Below are 17,125 nucleotides of genomic sequence, written 5' to 3'. Positions count from 1 at the left end.
CCTAAATCCCCTAAAGGGGACTTGGACGCGGGTTAATCTGGATGCTAAAAGTCCCCTTTAGGGGATTTAGGGGCAAAAAGCAAGTGCATCAGAATTATCAGACATAAGTCTTGGAGTCAATAGCCCGGATTCTGGACACACAACTTGTTGGCATCAATTTCGGACTGCGGAATCGGGAACAGCACCCGCTCCGGTTTGGCGTTCGTTATGCCCCGGGCCTGAGCCAGCGAAATGAATGTTCCCTGACGAATCAGATCTTCCCGGCGCTTGCCTTCGGAGACAAACTCCCAGCCCCGCTCCCGGAAAATAACCGTCCGGAAGGCTTCTTTGGTGGCGGCATCAGCCATGGTCAGGTTGGCAATACCGGCCCGGCTCCGCACCTGATTGATCAGCGTAAAACACTCGGCGGTCGGGCCATTCAGTTCATTCAGGGCTTCGGCGCGGGTCAGCAGGATGTCGGCATACCGAATCACCGGCACGTCGGTTCCGCTGTTGTTGCCCACCGTATTGTTGTCCCAGTATTTGAAACTCCGGGCGTTGTCGCCGGTCGACAAATCGACGGTCTGGTTGCTGGTGTTGACGTAGCTGGTGCAGATCAGTTGCAGGCGTTTATCGGTCGGGGCAAACGTGCTGGTGAAGGCGGTTCGCAGGCGGTATTGCGTCGCAAAATTCGACATGGTGGTCTTGTAAACGTAATTAGGAAACTGCGGACTGCTTTTGTACGATGGCGGCAAGGTCCCGGCCTGAAACCAGTTCCCGAACGGATCTTCGGTGCGGCACGGCAATACCAGCAGCATTTCGCGGTTGTTCATGCCTTCATTCTCGACCCGAAACAGGTCCGAAAAAGCAGGATTCAGGGCGTAATAGTTCAAGTCGATGACGGCTTTTGAGGCATCGGCGGCTTTCTGCCACTGTTTGGTATTGAGGTAAAACTTGGCCAGAATCCCGTTCGCATTGCCTTTGTTCAACCGGCCATACGCTTCTTCTTTCCCCGGATCGGGCAAATCGGCAACGGATTGACTGATTTCGGTTTCGATAAACGTTTTAAGATCAGCCTCCGCAGCCCGCGCCAGTCCGCCAAGCTGACTCGTTGAAGTCCTGAGCGGAACCGTACCAAAGAAATTGTACAGGATCGCGTAGGCCTGCGCCCGCAGCACGCGCGCTTCCGCCTTGAACAGTTTCTTGATGGCATCGGTCGTGTTCACGTTGTCGATGTTCTCAATAACGCCGTTGGCATCGCGAATGGCCCGGTAATTCGGAGCCCACATATCATCGTTAAATGTTCCCAGCGACGGGTCCCAGGTGAAGTTGATGATCGTGATGAGCTGCCCGTTTTCGGCCCCGCCGGTATTGAACGCCAGGTCGGTGCAGACTTCCGAATCATTGATGACGTAGCGGGAGTTGGATTGGGTTTGCGCCTGGGCATAGGCCGAAAACAGCAGCGACTTGATCCCGCTTTCGGACGTCAGCACGTTGCCCGGCGAAAATTCGGATTTGGGAGTTACTTCCAGGGTTTCTTCGCAGGCTGGCAACGCCAGAACCGCACCAACGAGGAGGATATAGTTGACGATCTTTTTCATGGGTGATCCACTGTTAGGACGTATAAAGTCTCGTTTCACGGTCAGAACTGGAGGTTTAGCCCCGTCGTAAAGGTTCTGGTTAAGGGATAGGTGTTGTAGTCGATGCGTAAAATATTGTCGCCGAGGGCATTGGCTGCCGGGTCGGAGCCGGAGTAGTTGGTAAAGGTGTACAGATTCTGCCCGGTTACGAAAACCGACGCGCCACTGATGAACCGCGTTTTCAGGGGAATTTTGTACGACAACCGAATCGACTGAAGCCGCAGGTATGACGCATCTTCAACGGTTTTGTTGGTCACCTGCCGTTGCCCCTGCACATCGTTCGGCAGAAACGACGGATAGTCGTTGGTGGGGTTCGTGGGCGTCCAACGGTTCAGATACGGTTCGGCCAGTTTGTTCCGGCGATAATCCACCGGGTAATACGAATCGACCAGACTGCTGTTCAGCATTTTAGCGCCCTGCGATCCTTCCAGAAACACATCCAGAACGAGGGTTTTATACGAAACGCTGGTGTTAAAACCGTAGTAGAAATCAGGCAGCGATTTGCCCAGCACTACCCGGTCGTTGGCATTGATGATTTTATTGCCATCCAGATCGCGGTATTTCAGGTCGCCGGGCCGGACGCCGGTTTGGGCCTGACCGAAATCGTCGCCCGTTTGCCAGACCCCATCGACCAGATACCCATAAAAAGAACCGATGGATTCGCCCGGTTTCAAAATGCTCACCTGACCGATGCTACCCGGCCCGGTGCCGATGGCCTGACTCACATTGCCCAGACTCAACACCCGGTTTTTCAGCGTCGTGATGTTGAAACCGGCATCGAACCGAACGTCCTTCTGGTTCACAATCACGGCTTTGAGCGCCAGCTCCAGACCGGTGTTGCGCATACTGCCCACGTTCTCGGTCCGGCTGCCAAAACCGGTGCTGGCCGGTTGCGGAATGTCGTATAACAGATTGGAAGTCTTCCGGTTATAATAGTCGATACTCCCCGTCAGACGCGAGTTGAAGAAGCCGAAATCCACACCGATATCGGCCTGCACGGCGGCTTCCCATTGCAGATCGGGATTGGCACTGCGGCTGGGCTGGAGCGAACTGACTTTGTTGCCGTTAAAAACCGCATTGCGTCCGGCGGAGTAGGTCGAAAAATAGAGGTAATTAACCGTCGGCTGGTTCCCGGTAACGCCGTAGCTCGCCCGCAGTTTCAGTTCGCTCACCACCCGGTTATTTTTCAGAAAATCCTCGTCATAAATCCGCCAGGCCACGGCTGCCGACGGGAAATACCCGAACCGTTTGTTGGGGCCAAACCGCGCTGAACCATCGGCCCGGATCGACGCCGTCAGCAGATATTTTCCTTTGTAGGCATAACTGGCGCGTCCCAGAAACGAGACGATCTTGTTCTCCTGACGGCCACTGCCGACCCCGTTCAGCGTATTATCGCCGGTACCCAGCGCATCGAACGTCAGATCGGGTAAGGCAAAGGAACGGGAATTGGCGATCAGGCTACTGGACGTATACCGCTCATACGTGGCTCCGGCCACCGCCGAAATCCGGTGATCTTTCAACTCTTTGTTGTAGTTCAGCGTCCCTTCGGTCAGGTAATAGCCCCGTTTTCCGTCGCGCACGTCGGCATAGCCATTGTACGACAAACCGGTTAGCGTAGTGGGATCGATCCAGAAATACCGCTGGTTGTTGTTCAAATCCACGCCGACCCGAACCTTGGCAGACAACGACGGCATCAGGAAATATTCCGCGTACACGTTCCCGAAGGTACGGTAGGTGTCGCCCATGCCATACTGCCCATTGATGACGGCCAGCGGATTGTCCATCGGTGCCATCAACGGCGAGCGGTAAAACGAACCGTCGGGGTTGTAGGGTGCTGCCGTCGGATCGTAGTTTTGGGCCATGTAGAGCGCGCTGGCATTGTCGTTCAACCCGACGCCGGTGGCGTTGTAATAATCGCGGCTGTAGGCCGTCGTCAAACTCACCCCAACATTGTATTTGGAAGCAATGCCGTTTTCCAGATTCACCCGGGCGTTGTAGCGGTTGGTGCCGGATTTCAGCATGATACCGTCCTGGTTAAAATACCCAACCGATACATAATATTTGGTATTCCCACCGGCCCCGCTGAACGACAGATCGTGTGACTGGATGGGGGCATTGCGTAACAACAGCTTCTGCCAGTCGGTGTTGGCGTTCGGGCCGGTGACTTTGGGCGTACTGAGTTTCCCGAGGTCGATGATTTCATTAATCACTTTCGTGTATTCATCACCCGTCATAAACTGCTGGGTATGCGCCACCGTCTGAACCCCGTAGGTTCCGTTGTATTCCACTTTCAGCTTGCCTTCTTTGCCTTTTTTGGTGGTAATGATCACCACCCCATTCGCCCCGCGTGACCCATAAATCGCCGTTGCGGAAGCATCCTTCAAAATCTCGATCGACTCGATATCGGCGGGGTTCAGGCTGTTCAGTGGCGTCCGGTTGTTGGGATTGCTGGTCGTGCCGCCCGCGCTCGCCGAGCCAATGGCCGTGCCGTCATTCACCGGCAAACCGTCCACCACATACAACGGGTCGTTGTTGCCCGTAATGGACGTAATGCCCCGGATTTGCACACTCATCGTGGCGCCCGGTTCTCCGCTTTTCTGGTAAATCTGCACGCCCGGTGCCCGACCCGCCAGCGTTTGCTGCAAATTCATATTGGCTCCCCGGGTCAGATCCTGGGCTTTCAATGACGTCACGGAACCGGTCAGATCGCTTTTCCGCACCGTTCCGTATCCCACGACAACCACTTCATTCAGCGCCTGGCTATTTACTTTCAACTCCACATTAATTTCCGAGCGGTTATTGATCACCTCTTCCTGCGCCAGGTAGCCCACGTACGAAAAAACCAGCGTCAGACCCGTTGCCGGCTCCGGAACACTCAACTGATACCGCCCGTTGGCATCGGTCGTCGTTCCCCGGTTGGTGCCTTTCAAAACTACGCTGACACCGGGCAGCGAACCGCCATTGTCGGCTCCCGTCACCGTACCACCGACGGAAATATCCACCGGAACGGCGGTTGTCGACGCGGTCAGGGATGCCGGAAAGCCCGCATTCAGAGAATTGTTTTCGGCCTGCTCCTGTCCGGTCGCCGGAACGACCGGAAATCGCGCATCACCGACCGGCGGTTTTCGGTTCAGAACAACCCACGTACCCGGTTTTACCTGTTTGTAGCGCAGATTGAACGGTTTCAGCAAGCGACTCAGCGCGTCTTCGAGCGTGGCGCTGCCGACCAATGCATCCGCCGGAACAGTCAGGTTGGCGATGGTACGGTCTTCAAACAGAATATCGGTTCGGTATCGGGTTTTCAGATCATTCAGCACGTCGGCCAGTCGGCGCGTCACCACGGCCGCCGGGGCCAGGGTTGTGCGGTCCTGCTGCCGAGCCATGGCCAGAGTCTGGCTGCTGGCCGGTTGCGGACTGCTCAATAACCAGGCAACCAGCAAAATGGGCAGCGGAGTGGAGTTCAAAGGTGAACACATAGAACAGGAAGGTTGGTAAGGGTAAAGGCTATTCGAAAAAAGTGACGGTATTTTCTTTCTGTTTGTAATTGATTTCCAGCAATTCGGCCACCACCTGCAGAAACTCGTCGGCATCGTGGGCCTGGAAAGCACCCGTAATGGTGCGGTCGGCCAGGGCCGGATTTTTTAGTTCCAGCCGCAGGTCGTAGGTGTCGCGGAGGAGATCGGCAATTTCCCGAACGGGGGTACTTTTGAACACAAACCGGTGGTCGCGCCAGGCCGTACTGACCTCAGGCTGAGACGTATGGCTCTGGGTTAGCTGACCGGCTGGAGTGACCCGGACGGCATCGCCCGGTTTCAGGCGCAGGCGACGGACGGGTTTGGTCGGGCTGTTGTAGTTGAGCTGGATGGCTCCACGACTCAGCACAATTTTGGTTTCCTGCGGTCGGTCATATACGTTAAATTCGGTGCCTAATACCTCTACCTCGACACCCCGCTTCGTGTGAACGACAAACCGCTGGTGCGTTGGCGTATGCCGGATGGAAAAAGCCGCTTCGCCCGTCAGCCACACGGCCCGCGTTTGTGTGCCGAAGCCGAAACGCGGTACACGCAGCGTCGAATTGGCATTGAGGGTTACCTGCGAGCCATCCGACAGCGTTACCGGTCGGGTTTCGCCAAAACCGGTCGCTATGGTCTGGTAAAGCAGCCGTTGCCGACCCGCGTAGAGTCCCGCCAGCAGCGAGAGCACCACCGCAGCCGCCACGAGCCAGCGGGGCTGAACCGGCAACGGATGAATGCGGCCGGGCTGGATTTCCGGAACCGCCGGATGTTGTTGTTCCCAGATTTCGATGCGATCCGTGAGGGTTTGCAGGGCCGCATCCTCATCGGCGATGTACTGGAGATGCTGGCGTTCCCATTCGTCGAGCCAGGCTATGTAAAGCAATTGGTTGGCCGGTTGCTGCAACCACTCGGCGATCATCGTCCGTTGCAAAGCCGTGGAACGACCCGCAAAATGTTCGAACAATTTTTCTTTCGTGATAACCGGTTTCATACGATGACGGAGGTTTGCGCCGATGCAGGGGAGCCCGGTTGCGTGGCGGGATGAACAAGGGCAAATGCCGTTAGCCAGCAAAAAAGGCCCAATTGGAGCGACTGGCGGAGTTGCGAAAGCGCACGGCTTAAATGCGCTTCGATCGTTTTCGGGGAAATCTGGAGTTCGTCGGCAATTTCGCGGTGCTTTTTGCCTTCAAACCGACTCATCACAAACACGCGCTGGCATTGCGGAGGGAGCAGCCGAACGGTTTCTTCGATGCGCTGGTAGAGTTCGGTATACTGGAGCAATTGTTCGGGATCGAGCGCAAAATCGGCGTCCATTCCTTCGGCCTCCGCAGGCATCGCTTCCTGCCGAAATTCCAGCCGCAGATGCGTGTAAGCCCGTTTCCGGACGGCAGCATACAAATACGCCTGATAGGACGTGGTAATGTGCTGGTGAACCTGGTTTTTCCAGAAACTGAAAAACACTTCGCTGACCAGGTCTTCGGCAATGGTGCGCGAATGGACAAACCGAACCGCCTGGCTGCACAGCGTCCGGTAATAACGCCGGAAAAGCAGCTCATAGCCCCGTCGTGCATCGCTCTCGAACGTCTGCCGAATCAGAAATTCGGTATCGATCACCACCGGCTCCGCAGACGGCTGCCGGAACGGATTGGAGGGAACGGGATTATCAGGTAGATTTTCGGCCATCGACAAAGGAAGACAAACGGATCGGGTTTACTACTAAGTCCGCGAAACCGGGTTTATCCCCTAGTCTATTCGTAGATTTTTTTTTATTATTCTCAGATTTTCTCAAAAAACCACCATTCAATCCCTGAAACATACCCCACAAATCTCAACCTATGGACACAAAAAAACCGCGTCCTGATGATCAGAAACGCGGTTCGTTACGGGAGTACGCTAAAAACTTATTTCGTTTTTACACCGGAGGCTGCATTGTCGGCCGTTGCTACAATGTTCATGTCGACGGTGAAATCATCGTAGATTACTTTGTCGCCCAGGTTATCGAAGAATGATTTCGAGCCGTATTTAATCTCGAATTTAGCGCGGTTGATGGTAGCTTTCCCACTAGCGGTCAGCGTGTTACCAGAAACAGAATACGTTACTGGAAACGTGACGGGATTCGTGATGCCTTTGATCGTCAGATCGCCGGTTACATCGGCAACATTACCGGCGGTGGCCTTCACTTTCGTGATTTTAAACGTAGCAACCGGGTGTTTGGCAACCGAGAAAAAATCGTCCGATTTCAGGTGGTTGATCAGTTTGTCGTGGTATTCCTTGTTGTCTTTCAGGTCGGTGCTGGTCATTGTCCGGAGGTCGATCGAAACGAGACCGCCTTTCAACTGGTTGCCATTAAGGGTCAAATAGCCTTTTTCAGCTTTCACGGGGCCGGTGTGTTCGCCGGTCACTTTTTTACCATTCCAGGTCAATACGCTTTTATCGACGTCAATGTTGTAGGTTGTCGTTTTGGCGACACTCTTTTTGGCGTTTTTGTCGTTGCCGGAAACACCATTGTTGGCTGCTACAGGATTGCTGATTGCCACGCTAAGGGCCACGAATCCTACTAAAATTTGCTTGTACATGAGATTAAATTTTAATTTAGGGAAATTGGTTGGTTGTAATTTGATTTATTGGTAAAAAAAGGGATTGTTATTCTGACGATCCGCGCAGTTTGTCGAGCAGGCGGTTTAGCTCATTGGCTTCTTCTTCGGTCAGGTTGTGAAACCGCTTTTCCCACTGATTCTGGTGCTGATCCATGATTTTCAACAGATCCAGCCCTTTCTCGGTGATCACGACGTCGACCGCCCGACGGTCGTTGGGGCATTCGGTTCGCTGGGCTAATTCTTTTGCAAGCAATTTATCGACCAAACGGGATGCATTCGACATTTTATCCAGCATCCGCTCGGTAATATCCGCTACTTTGACCGGGTTAGGATATTGTCCGCGCAAAATCCGGAGGACATTGTATTGCTGAATGGTTAACCCATACGGTTTTAGTAAATACATCTGCTCATCGCATACCCACCCGTTGGTATACATCAGGTTCACCGTCATCCGGTGATACGGAGACCGGAACGATGTGGTTTGTTTGATGTCATTCTCGATTGGCATTGTCATTTTTGCTAAGTGAGGAACGGCTTCTTCGGTTCAATCGCAAAATAACCATTTCACCTTTAATTACCAGTCCCCGTTAACGTTACAAATATACTGTCTATACATTTAATGTAACAACATTATATTCAAAAAAAGTTTCAGCGGTATGGAATAATTTCTGGTGCCGAGGTGTCGAAGTCGCGGAAACGGGCCGTTGGTATTCCTTCGAAGGCCGGCCGAAAGGGTGCCGGGTTGTTTGGAATATTGGGATACCAGGCAATCCTGATCTGAAAACTGTTGAAGGTCAGGTTTTCGTTTCGCAACCGAAACGCCACGCCATAGCCCTGATAAAGAGGACCTTGGAACAGTTTCCGGGTCTGGTAGGTGACCAGCCCGAGGTTGGCAAAGGTGACGATGGCCACCCGAAAACCGACGATGTTCAGGCGGGAGAATAAAATGTTTTCGAGATTGGTCAATAATAATTTCGTACCGCGCAGTTCGTTGTTGTTGATCCCTAGTCGGTCGCGGCCACTCAGCGTCAGGAATTCACTGTCGAACCGCTGGGAGCCCATCGTGTAGCGGAAGTTGATAAAATGACGCCAGTTGCCCCAGTTGGTCGTTCGAAGGGGGGTGAAGTAACTCGACTCCAGCGAAAAAACACCCTGCTCGACGGTGGTCTTGCTCCGCAGAAAACTACCGATGCTCAACGCGCCGTACAGATAACCAAACGATTCGAGGTAATGCGCTTTGGAGTATTTGAAACCCAGGTACTTGCGTTGACCCAGTTCGGCATTATCGTACCCCGCCACAATGGACGCCAGACTCCCGAACGGAACGTCCTCTGTCCGGCCAAAACCGTAGATCAACACATCCCGCACATAGCGCCGACGCGACAAACCGATGCTGAACAGGGTGGCATTCGTATTCTGAAACAACTGATTGGTATCCTGCCGCACTTCTGGTCGGTTGGTAAAAGCCAGTCGCGTAAACCGGGCGGCCACCACCAGCCGCGTCCGGTCGTCCCCTTCCCCCAGAAAACTGAAGAACGGTTTGAAGGCATAACCGGCCCAAACGTCATTATAATAATAGCCGAGTTTGGTGAGTTGAGCGCTGTCTTCCGAAAAGACGATGTACCGGGGAAACCGGTTATAACTCAGTTCGGCCGAACCCGCCCACTTGGTATCCGGCGTCAGAAACGGGCGGTAGAAGCGAACCGCATATTGTTTTAAATCGCGGGTTTCTACCAGGTCGGCCTGCCCCGTAAAAAACGTTTTGCCGATGTACGGAATAATATACCGCCCCCGGTATTCGAGTTTTTGAAAGGGATCGTCGGCGTTGTAAGCAATCTGGTTGGAAAAGGTGTGGGCCAGTCCCCGGAAGTTTCGCTGTTCCAGCCGCAGATCGAACCGGTTGAAACCGCCCACGCTACCCGACGGCAGCAACGACCAGACGTCCTGCGTAATGACGTATACATCGACAAAACCCCGGCTTCCTTCGTGCGGCACCACGATGATCCGCGCATCGTGAAACACATTGGAGTTCCGGAGTAGCCGCTCGTTGTCGCGCAGCGTGTCCGGGCTAACGCGGTCGCCCTCTTCGAACAGCAGAAACGACCGCCGGATCACGCCCTCGCGGGTGTCGGCGTGAAGCTGGTTTGCCGTTCGTTCGAGCCAGCTTCGGGGTCGGCGCAGCGTATCGTATACGCTGGAGCCAAAAACACCCAGCCGCCGGATGAAAATTTTATTGATCACCCGACCCTGGTATTGCACAAACGGATTGACTTCAATCTCATTGACATCCCCGGTTTTGATCCGGCTGTTGTACATGTCGTGAAACAGCAGTTTGTGGAGTTCGCGCGTAATCTTGCGTTTGAACATCCTGTTCTTCAGTTTTGTGTAAAACAAACTGTCCCGCACCACCTGTTTGGCGTCCCGGATGCCTTTCGTAATCGAATCTGCCCGGGTGAGCGAATCGCTTTTGGTGTCGGGAACGGGAATTTTAATTTCCTGCGCCACCGAAACCGTAACCGCCAGCAGCAGCCATACGATCGTCAGCCAGCCCATGCGAATGAGCCAGAACCTCCTGGAATCGATCTGACGACCTCTGACTGGTTTCACGCTACTACACCTCTTTTTTCATCCAGTAATCCCGCTGCCGTTCGTGGCCAAACTGAAAATAATGCCACCCACATTTCTGAAAACCCATCCGCTCATAAAAGCCAATGGCCCGTTTGTTCCGCTCCCAGACCCCCAGCCACAGCGCTTGATAGCCTTCCTGACGGGCCCGATCGAGGCAGTTTTCCATGAGCTGTCTCCCCAATCCGTTCCCGATCTGACTATCTAATACATATAAACGCTGAATTTCGATGGCATGTTGGCCTTTTAGCTGACGGGGTGGGCGGTTTCTTCGTAATTTCGCATAGCCCACCACTTCCTGATCGGGACCAATGGTTACTAAAAAAGTCGCTTTGGGGTCCAACAGTTCCTGGCGGGTTTGCTCCACCGAAAAAGCCTCCGCTATATACGCGTCAACCAGCTCGGCCGGATTGTGTGGAGGGCCGAAAGCTTCCCGCATCGTCCGGATCGCCAGATCGGTCAGCGCCACCGCATCGTCCAGGGTGGCGGTTCGAATCTGAAAAGGTGTTTTCAAGACAAGTTTAGTTGTTATGTTTGCAGGGAATAGATGCTTTTGCCCCGTTAACCGTTTAAAGTATACGAATAATATTTCAAAAATCCATGCAATTAACCCGTCCCCTGGTGTTGGCATCCAATTCGCCCCGCCGACAACAACTGATGCGTGAAATGGGGTGTACATTCCGCGTTGACGTTCGACCGACCGACGAGAGCTTTCCGGCCGACATGCCCGTTGCCGATGTTCCGGCGTTTCTGGCGCGTCAGAAAGCCGACCGGTTTCGGGCCGATCTGGGCGACCAACTGGTTTTGTGCGCCGACACCATCGTCGTTGTCGATTCCGATATTCTGAACAAACCCGCTGATGCCAACGAAGCCGTGCAAATGCTCCGGCGGCTGTCGGGCCGTGCGCACCAGGTCATGACGGGCGTTTGCCTGCTGTCGGCCGAAGAAACTGTTTCGTTCACCGACGTGGTTACGGTGGTTTTCAATCCGCTGGACGACTACGAAATCAACTCCTACGTTGAAAAATATCGCCCCTTCGACAAAGCCGGAGCCTACGGAGTTCAGGAACCCATCGGCATGATCGGCATCCAGCGCATCGAAGGCTCCTTCTATACCGTGATGGGATTACCGGTTCACCGGGTTTATCAGGCATTAAAGAGTTATGAGTTAAAAATTAAAAGTTAAAAGTTGGCTGACGCATTCTACTTTTAACTTTTAATTTTTAACTCATAACTCATTTATGTTTACCCATATCGACCCCAAAGGCAATCCGTCGATGGTTGACGTCAGCAACAAAGCCGTCACCCGGCGCGTGGCCCGCGCCCGGAGCATTGTGGTGCTGAACGACGACATCATGCAGCACCTGCAAGGGCAGGATATTCAGACCAAAAAAGGGCCGGTTTTTCAAACCGCCATCATCGCCGGCACCATGGCGGCCAAACGAACGTCCGATCTGATTCCACTTTGTCATCCGCTTGGTTTGGACAGTTGCAAACTGACGATTACCACCGACGGAAACGAGGTAATCATCGAATGCACCACGGCCCTCGAAGCCAAAACCGGCGTTGAGATGGAAGCACTTGTGGGCGCGTCGGTGGCAGCGCTGACGGTGTATGACATGTGCAAGGCGTTTTCGCACGATATTGTGATCAAAGAAACCCGGTTGCTGGACAAAACCGGCGGAAAAAATGACTTTCACCAAACCGCCTGAAGCAAGCTCTCCCCTACTGGGTCTGGTGCTGGCCGGTGGGCGCAGCACCCGCATGGGTGTGGACAAAAGCACCATCGCCTACCACGGAAAACCGCAGTACGAATACCTCTGTGATTTGCTGGCCAAATATTGCGACGATGTTTTTTTGTCGGTCAATGCGGAGCAGGCCCACCAATTAGCCGACAGCCGGTTTAAGCTGCTCCCGGACGATTCGACGGTGAAGGGTCCCTTAGCCGGTATTCTGACGGCATTCCAAAACCAGTCGACCCATCACGCCTGGCTGGTGGTGGTGTGCGATTTGCCGTTTTTATCCGAACAATCGATCCAAAAACTGGTCTTCAACCGAAAGAGCGAAACTATCGCGACGGCTTTTTGGGACAGCGACCACCGGTTTCCAGAACCGTCCGTCTGCATTTGGGAACCAGCCGCCTATCCGGCCATCCTTCGGGGCATCGCCGAAGGCACGCCCTATCCGCGGACTATTTTGATGAACAACACGATCGAGTTACTGGAAATCGAGGACGTAAACGAACTGACCAACGTGAACACCCCGGATGGATTGGCTCCCCAACAGCAGGATGCTGTTTTTTTGCGGGAAGCCATTCGACTCGCCAAAGAAGGAACGCAGTCTTCCCATGCAGCAACTCCTCCGCACCAAAGCGATGACGGTTTTTGAACAGTGGCCGGGAAAGCCAACTAAACAAATGATGAACGATGGATCATGAGCGATGAATGGGCTCATGCGGACGGCCCCATCATCGTTCATCATCCATCGTTCATCATCCATCGTTCATCATTCTTTCAACTTATGTCTTCTCACCACATTGTACGCGATAAACAGGAACCGGCTTTACTCATTGCCAACGGCGAAAGCTGCGACCCCGACCTGCTGGGCCAACTGCTCGAGTGGAATCCGTTCGTCGTTGTGCTGGACAATGCCATCTGGCGCGTGCTGGACCTGGACATTAAGGTGGACGCCCTGCTCGGCGATTTTGACCTGCAGCCCGATTTCGACCTGATTCGCGAACGACAATACCCCATCGAAATCATTCACACGCCCGATCAGAACAAAACCGACCTCGACAAAGGCATCGAGTTTCTGATCGAACGCGGTTTTCCGGCCGTCAACATCGTTTGGGCCACGGGACGCCGGGCCGATCACACCATGACCAATATGACGAACATCATTCGGTATAAAGACCGGATTAAGGTCGTTATGGTCGATGATCATTCAAAAATTACGCCTTTGACCGGTTCTTTCGAAAAATGGTATGCCAAAGGCACGCCCATTTCGCTGATTCCGGTCGGCGCGGTGGACGGCATCGTTACCGAAGGCTTGAAGTACAACCTCGCCGACGAAACTCTGACCCTCGGCTACCGAACCGGCAGTAGCAACGAAGCAGCCGATGACGGTTTTGTAAAGATTCAGTACCGGAACGGGGATTTGCTGTTGATGGAATGCTGGGATTAAACCGGCTTAGCGATGCAATACCGCCTTACCACTTTTCTGCCGCCCATCATTCAAAAACAACCGGAAGAGATACAAACCGTTGGGCAGTGGCACCCCGCCCTGATCGGTGCCGTCCCAAAAAACCAGATTCTCGCCCACCCGCACCGGCTGCCGAAGGGTGCGAACGAGGTGGCCGTTCAGGTTCCGAATCAGAATCTGCCCCTCCCCCGGCGACTCCGTTCCCGAAACCGTAAACCGAAACCGGGTGTGTGTCGAAAACGGATTGGGGGTTGCCTGCACGACGGATAAGCTATCCCCATTCTGTACGCGAAACTGGATCTCGTACGGCCCCGGCCCGGCCCGGTTTCCGCTCACATCGGCGGCATAAACCTGCAACGCATACAGGCCGTCCGCCAGATTTCGGGGCTGATAATCCAGCACAAACCGGTTGTCGGCACCCGCCGGTTTCCAGCTAACTGCTGGACTATTCAGGGTTACCCGTTCAAAATCGCAGGTTGTACACGGTTTTTTCAGGAACACCTCAATCCCGACGGTATCCTGACGAATTCGGTACGGGTCTTCATCCTGCAAAACCAGACGAATCAGTGGATTGGCGGACACCAGGGCTTCATTTTTTAGTTGAATACCGTCAAATGTCACACTCAGCAGCGGGTTCAGGCGGTCGGGAGGAAACCGCTGGCCCGAATCCGGTAAGACCACCGTGTAGCCATCCGCCCCGGCTTCCAGGTCGAACACCAGCACATTGTTTTTTTCCTCCGACTCCTCAATCTGGTTATCCGGATCAACCGCGATCTCAAACCGGTTGGGCATTTCGGCGTTGGGCAGTGACTCCGGTTTGAAGGCATAAAAAAGGGTGTCGCGGTACGCAATGGCGTTGTTCACCTTCGTGCCATAGGACCGCATCGGCCCGTCGGTCAGCCGTTGCCGAACCGCCAGCCCCACCCGCTGCCGGGCCTCGAAACGCCCCGCGTTGGTCACCACCACGCCCAATCGCACGGAATCCTTTTGCGAACCCCGCTGGAAAACGCCCGACGAATTGATGCTGAAATCCGGTTTCTGAATGGGAAACAAGCGCAAAACCGGGTCGCCCTGCAACACCATCTGGTGGGCATTGGAAATGTCGTAGGCTCCGCTGTATTGCGCCAGCACGCGCCGGGTGGTTTCCTGCTGAATCAGCCCAATCGGTTTGTTGAGAAAAGCCGTGTCGGCAAATAACGTCTGGTAAAACTGCTGGGTGTAGGTCTCGAGCGGCCCGGAATAGCCCGAACCGCTGTGCGCCAGAATCGCAATCGCTCCTTTGTCGGGGGTCAGCAGCCAGTCGGTGGACAAGTTACCGACCGATCCGAAAAAGATATTACCAATTCCGCAGCCGTTGAAAAACATCAGCGGATAGCGCCCCTTGTTGCGGTAGCCGTAGGACGGTTTGGACGCATACCCAAAATCCAGATCGGTCACAATGGGCGACGAATGGCCGAAAAACGTCATCAGGGCAACACCGGAATTGACAATACCGCTGACGTCGACGCGTTCCACCGGTTCGTCGGTTTGTTTCGCTTTGACGGTAATATTGGCCCCCACATACTGTTTCCGGGCGGTTTCGCTCACCCGATCCAGAATGCGCCGGAAGGTGGTCACTTCAAAAACCGAACTGCCTCCACTCAGGTGCAGCACCTCCTTCCGCCAGGGTTCGTTGACGGGTGTGCGTTCAAACTCTTTTACTTTTTCGAGGTACGTCAGTACCTCCTGCGGGTTCAGCGTGTTGATCCGCCCGGTCGGAATCGCCGGCACATTCGCCGGATAACCGGCCAGTCCTTCCGTCAATAACAGGTCGGAACCCGGCACATTGCCGATGGTCATTACGAGGTCGCGGTAATACTGATCCGGGCTCGTCCGCATGGGATAATACGCATTGCCGCGCCCGATCAACAGCATGTATTTGGTCGTATCAGCCGATAAGGGTTTGCCCGTCAGCATGTAATCGGCAAACCGGCGGATGGCCAGGGGCGTCCGTTCGCCATAGCTAAACTGGTTGAGCAATTGCTTCATCGTGACCACCAGCGTATCATGACTCCCGCCCGCTGCCGACGCCCGGTAGCCCGCGTAGGCTTTGACCGGATTCGCCACGTTGCCCACCGGTTTCATCAACGACTCATGGCTGACAACCAGATAATTGTGTTTCGCCGGATCGATCTTCCGAAAAACCGTCCGCTCCAGCCGCGACGGCGTCAGCGTTCCGGCCGTAATCAGAAGCTGGCGCGGGGTTTCGGTATTGGAGACGACCAGTTTCAGAACGGTCTGGTCGCGGACAGCGGTCAGACGGCGCGGGTGAACCGGATCGGTCAAATCATACAGCAGCGCATTGACCGGGGCATCGGTCAACTCCACGTACGACCGGCCTTTGGGATTGGGCAAGAGGTTGATCGCCTTCCGGGTCAGGTTGCTCAAACTGAACGTCTGCGGGAACCGAAGTCGATAATAGCTCACCGAATAGCGGTCGGTTTCAAACGGCCCGTACGATTGAGTTGAGAGCGTTAATTCATTCGACGACGAGACATCCGTTGGCGGGATGTCGAACGACAGGCGGGCCGTATTGAACCACTCGAACCGCGTGTTTGCCACCGGAGACGCCCCCGGAGCGGTTTTTCCCGAAAATACATTAACCAGGTGGGTGGTGTTATCGCGTCCGTTCAGCAACAATTCCAGGTGGGGTTTTTCGGGTGCCGTTCGCACCCAGCCGTCGAGCAGAAAGTTTCGGCTAACCAGGCTGTCTTTTTTCAACATCGGGCCGGTATAGCCTTCACCTTCTTCAAAAAAAAGTTCGTAGGCCGACGGAAAAGGCGACGGCCCGCCGTTCGACTGGTTGATGGAGATTTCGTTGGTCAAAACCGTGAGCTGTTCGGCCAGGTGATACGGTTCCGGTGTCAGGCCCTGCGCGTCGGTTTCGGCAATGACATCCATGCGTTTGCCCTTCCGGCCGTCGAGCCTCCAGGTCAGAAAATAGGCCGCCGTATCCGAATACATGCTGTAATACGGATGCGGCTGGGCGTTTCGGGGGCGGTAGAGCAGCGAATCCTGCCAACCGTCGTTCCGTTCACCGATAAACTCCAGATAATCATCGGCATCCAGTTTGTTGTCAGACTCGCCGGCTACATAAATCGCCAGTTCGATGCCCCGCCGAAATACCTGCAAGCTGGTGGGGTTGATGGAGGCCACGGAAACACCGGCTTTCTGCAAATCGGCCGTGGTGAGTCGGTAGACGCCGGGCTGGGTGATGGGAATTCGGTAGTAGATTTGCCCAAAATCAATCCATTCGTTGCCAAATCTTATTGCTTGACCAACCAATTTTAATGATAACAGACAGAACAAAAAGCTTAACAGGATGAGTCTCATGGCGTGGGTGCGTAAAATTTGGCAGTTAAACTTACGAATTAATCGGCGTTTACGCCAAATCCGCCATTCATCTCATTATTTTTTCCGCTCATCATTTCAGCAAAGGGTATTTTATAAAGTACCTTGCATTGCATAGTACCTTTGTGTACCTTTGAACTATCAAAACTGGAAAGGTCAGGAGCTGGTTGGACACCAAT

The 17,125-nt window shown here is 54.1% G+C and carries 13 protein-coding genes; 4 read left to right on the top strand and 9 right to left on the bottom strand.

Annotation, left to right across the window (positions count from 1 at the left end):
• Positions 1-116: 116 nt before the first annotated feature.
• From DUE52_RS16815 to DUE52_RS16780, 8 genes are all read right to left on the bottom strand, one after another.
• A complete protein-coding gene (locus DUE52_RS16815) occupies positions 117-1,580 on the bottom strand; it encodes a RagB/SusD family nutrient uptake outer membrane protein (RefSeq protein WP_114407187.1) in 1,464 nt (487 codons plus the stop codon).
• 41 nt (positions 1,581-1,621) lie between these two features.
• Positions 1,622-5,095 carry a SusC/RagA family TonB-linked outer membrane protein gene (locus tag DUE52_RS16810; RefSeq protein ID WP_222930291.1) on the bottom strand — a complete coding sequence of 1,158 codons (3,474 nt, stop codon included), beginning with the start codon at positions 5,093-5,095 and terminating at the stop codon, positions 1,622-1,624.
• A 28-nt stretch (positions 5,096-5,123) separates the two neighbouring features.
• Positions 5,124-6,125 carry a FecR family protein gene (locus tag DUE52_RS16805; RefSeq protein ID WP_114407186.1) on the bottom strand — a complete coding sequence of 334 codons (1,002 nt, stop codon included), beginning with the start codon at positions 6,123-6,125 and terminating at the stop codon, positions 5,124-5,126.
• Positions 6,122-6,817, bottom strand: coding sequence for an RNA polymerase sigma-70 factor (locus DUE52_RS16800; RefSeq protein WP_114407185.1), 696 nt, complete (start codon positions 6,815-6,817; stop codon positions 6,122-6,124). Before DUE52_RS16800 ends, DUE52_RS16805 begins: the two co-directional genes overlap by 4 nt.
• A 218-nt stretch (positions 6,818-7,035) precedes the next feature.
• Positions 7,036-7,710: a YceI family protein gene (locus DUE52_RS16795; protein ID WP_114407184.1), complete on the bottom strand. Its 675-nt coding sequence runs from the start codon at positions 7,708-7,710 to the stop codon at positions 7,036-7,038.
• Between the two features lie 67 nt (positions 7,711-7,777).
• Positions 7,778-8,239: a MarR family winged helix-turn-helix transcriptional regulator gene (locus DUE52_RS16790; protein ID WP_114407183.1), complete on the bottom strand. Its 462-nt coding sequence runs from the start codon at positions 8,237-8,239 to the stop codon at positions 7,778-7,780.
• A 140-nt stretch (positions 8,240-8,379) separates the two neighbouring features.
• On the bottom strand, positions 8,380-10,338 hold the full coding sequence (locus DUE52_RS16785; protein ID WP_229312198.1) for a BamA/TamA family outer membrane protein: 1,959 nt from the start codon (positions 10,336-10,338) through the stop codon (positions 8,380-8,382).
• Between the two features lie 4 nt (positions 10,339-10,342).
• The gene (locus DUE52_RS16780; RefSeq protein ID WP_229312197.1) at positions 10,343-10,870 is read right to left on the bottom strand and encodes a GNAT family N-acetyltransferase; all 528 of its coding nucleotides are present in this window, start codon (positions 10,868-10,870) and stop codon (positions 10,343-10,345) included.
• 86 nt (positions 10,871-10,956) lie between these two features.
• On the opposite strand from DUE52_RS16780, the gene DUE52_RS16775 reads away from it, so the two are divergent.
• The 4 genes from DUE52_RS16775 (at position 10,957) to DUE52_RS16760 (ending at position 13,538) form a co-directional block, all read left to right on the top strand.
• The gene (locus tag DUE52_RS16775) at positions 10,957-11,541 is read left to right on the top strand and encodes a Maf family protein (protein WP_114407182.1); all 585 of its coding nucleotides are present in this window, start codon (positions 10,957-10,959) and stop codon (positions 11,539-11,541) included.
• Positions 11,542-11,596: 55 nt separating this feature from the next.
• Positions 11,597-12,067: a cyclic pyranopterin monophosphate synthase MoaC gene (moaC, locus tag DUE52_RS16770; protein WP_114407181.1), complete on the top strand. Its 471-nt coding sequence runs from the start codon at positions 11,597-11,599 to the stop codon at positions 12,065-12,067.
• Positions 12,045-12,743 carry an NTP transferase domain-containing protein gene (locus DUE52_RS16765; RefSeq protein WP_114407180.1) on the top strand — a complete coding sequence of 233 codons (699 nt, stop codon included), beginning with the start codon at positions 12,045-12,047 and terminating at the stop codon, positions 12,741-12,743. Before moaC ends, DUE52_RS16765 begins: the two co-directional genes overlap by 23 nt.
• A 132-nt stretch (positions 12,744-12,875) precedes the next feature.
• Positions 12,876-13,538: a thiamine diphosphokinase gene (locus tag DUE52_RS16760; protein WP_114407271.1), complete on the top strand. Its 663-nt coding sequence runs from the start codon at positions 12,876-12,878 to the stop codon at positions 13,536-13,538.
• 6 nt (positions 13,539-13,544) lie between these two features.
• Here the strand turns inward: DUE52_RS16760 and porU2 are convergent, their stop codons facing one another.
• The gene (gene porU2, locus DUE52_RS16755; protein ID WP_114407179.1) at positions 13,545-16,928 is read right to left on the bottom strand and encodes a putative type IX secretion system sortase PorU2; all 3,384 of its coding nucleotides are present in this window, start codon (positions 16,926-16,928) and stop codon (positions 13,545-13,547) included.
• Positions 16,929-17,125 lie beyond the last annotated feature (197 nt).

This window comes from Larkinella punicea (assembly GCF_003334855.1).
GTDB classification, from domain to species: Bacteria; Bacteroidota; Bacteroidia; order Cytophagales; family Spirosomataceae; genus Larkinella; species Larkinella punicea.
Note: the sequence above shows the minus strand (reverse complement) of the source record. Positions and strands in the feature narration are given on the sequence as shown.

What these genes read in the sequence shown, in the direction of transcription:
- DUE52_RS16810 (WP_222930291.1), bottom strand. Translation starts at nt 5,095, where the DNA reads ATGTGTTCACCTTTGAACTCCACTCCGCTGCCCATTTTGCTGGTTGCC.
- DUE52_RS16805 (WP_114407186.1), bottom strand. Translation starts at nt 6,125, where the DNA reads ATGAAACCGGTTATCACGAAAGAAAAATTGTTCGAACATTTTGCGGGT.
- porU2 (WP_114407179.1), bottom strand. Translation starts at nt 16,928, where the DNA reads ATGAGACTCATCCTGTTAAGCTTTTTGTTCTGTCTGTTATCATTAAAA.
- DUE52_RS16795 (WP_114407184.1), bottom strand. Translation starts at nt 7,710, where the DNA reads ATGTACAAGCAAATTTTAGTAGGATTCGTGGCCCTTAGCGTGGCAATC.
- DUE52_RS16790 (WP_114407183.1), bottom strand. Translation starts at nt 8,239, where the DNA reads ATGCCAATCGAGAATGACATCAAACAAACCACATCGTTCCGGTCTCCG.
- DUE52_RS16815 (WP_114407187.1), bottom strand. Translation starts at nt 1,580, where the DNA reads ATGAAAAAGATCGTCAACTATATCCTCCTCGTTGGTGCGGTTCTGGCG.
- DUE52_RS16800 (WP_114407185.1), bottom strand. Translation starts at nt 6,817, where the DNA reads ATGGCCGAAAATCTACCTGATAATCCCGTTCCCTCCAATCCGTTCCGG.
- DUE52_RS16775 (WP_114407182.1), top strand. Translation starts at nt 10,957, where the DNA reads ATGCAATTAACCCGTCCCCTGGTGTTGGCATCCAATTCGCCCCGCCGA.
- moaC (WP_114407181.1), top strand. Translation starts at nt 11,597, where the DNA reads ATGTTTACCCATATCGACCCCAAAGGCAATCCGTCGATGGTTGACGTC.
- DUE52_RS16765 (WP_114407180.1), top strand. Translation starts at nt 12,045, where the DNA reads ATGACTTTCACCAAACCGCCTGAAGCAAGCTCTCCCCTACTGGGTCTG.
- DUE52_RS16760 (WP_114407271.1), top strand. Translation starts at nt 12,876, where the DNA reads ATGTCTTCTCACCACATTGTACGCGATAAACAGGAACCGGCTTTACTC.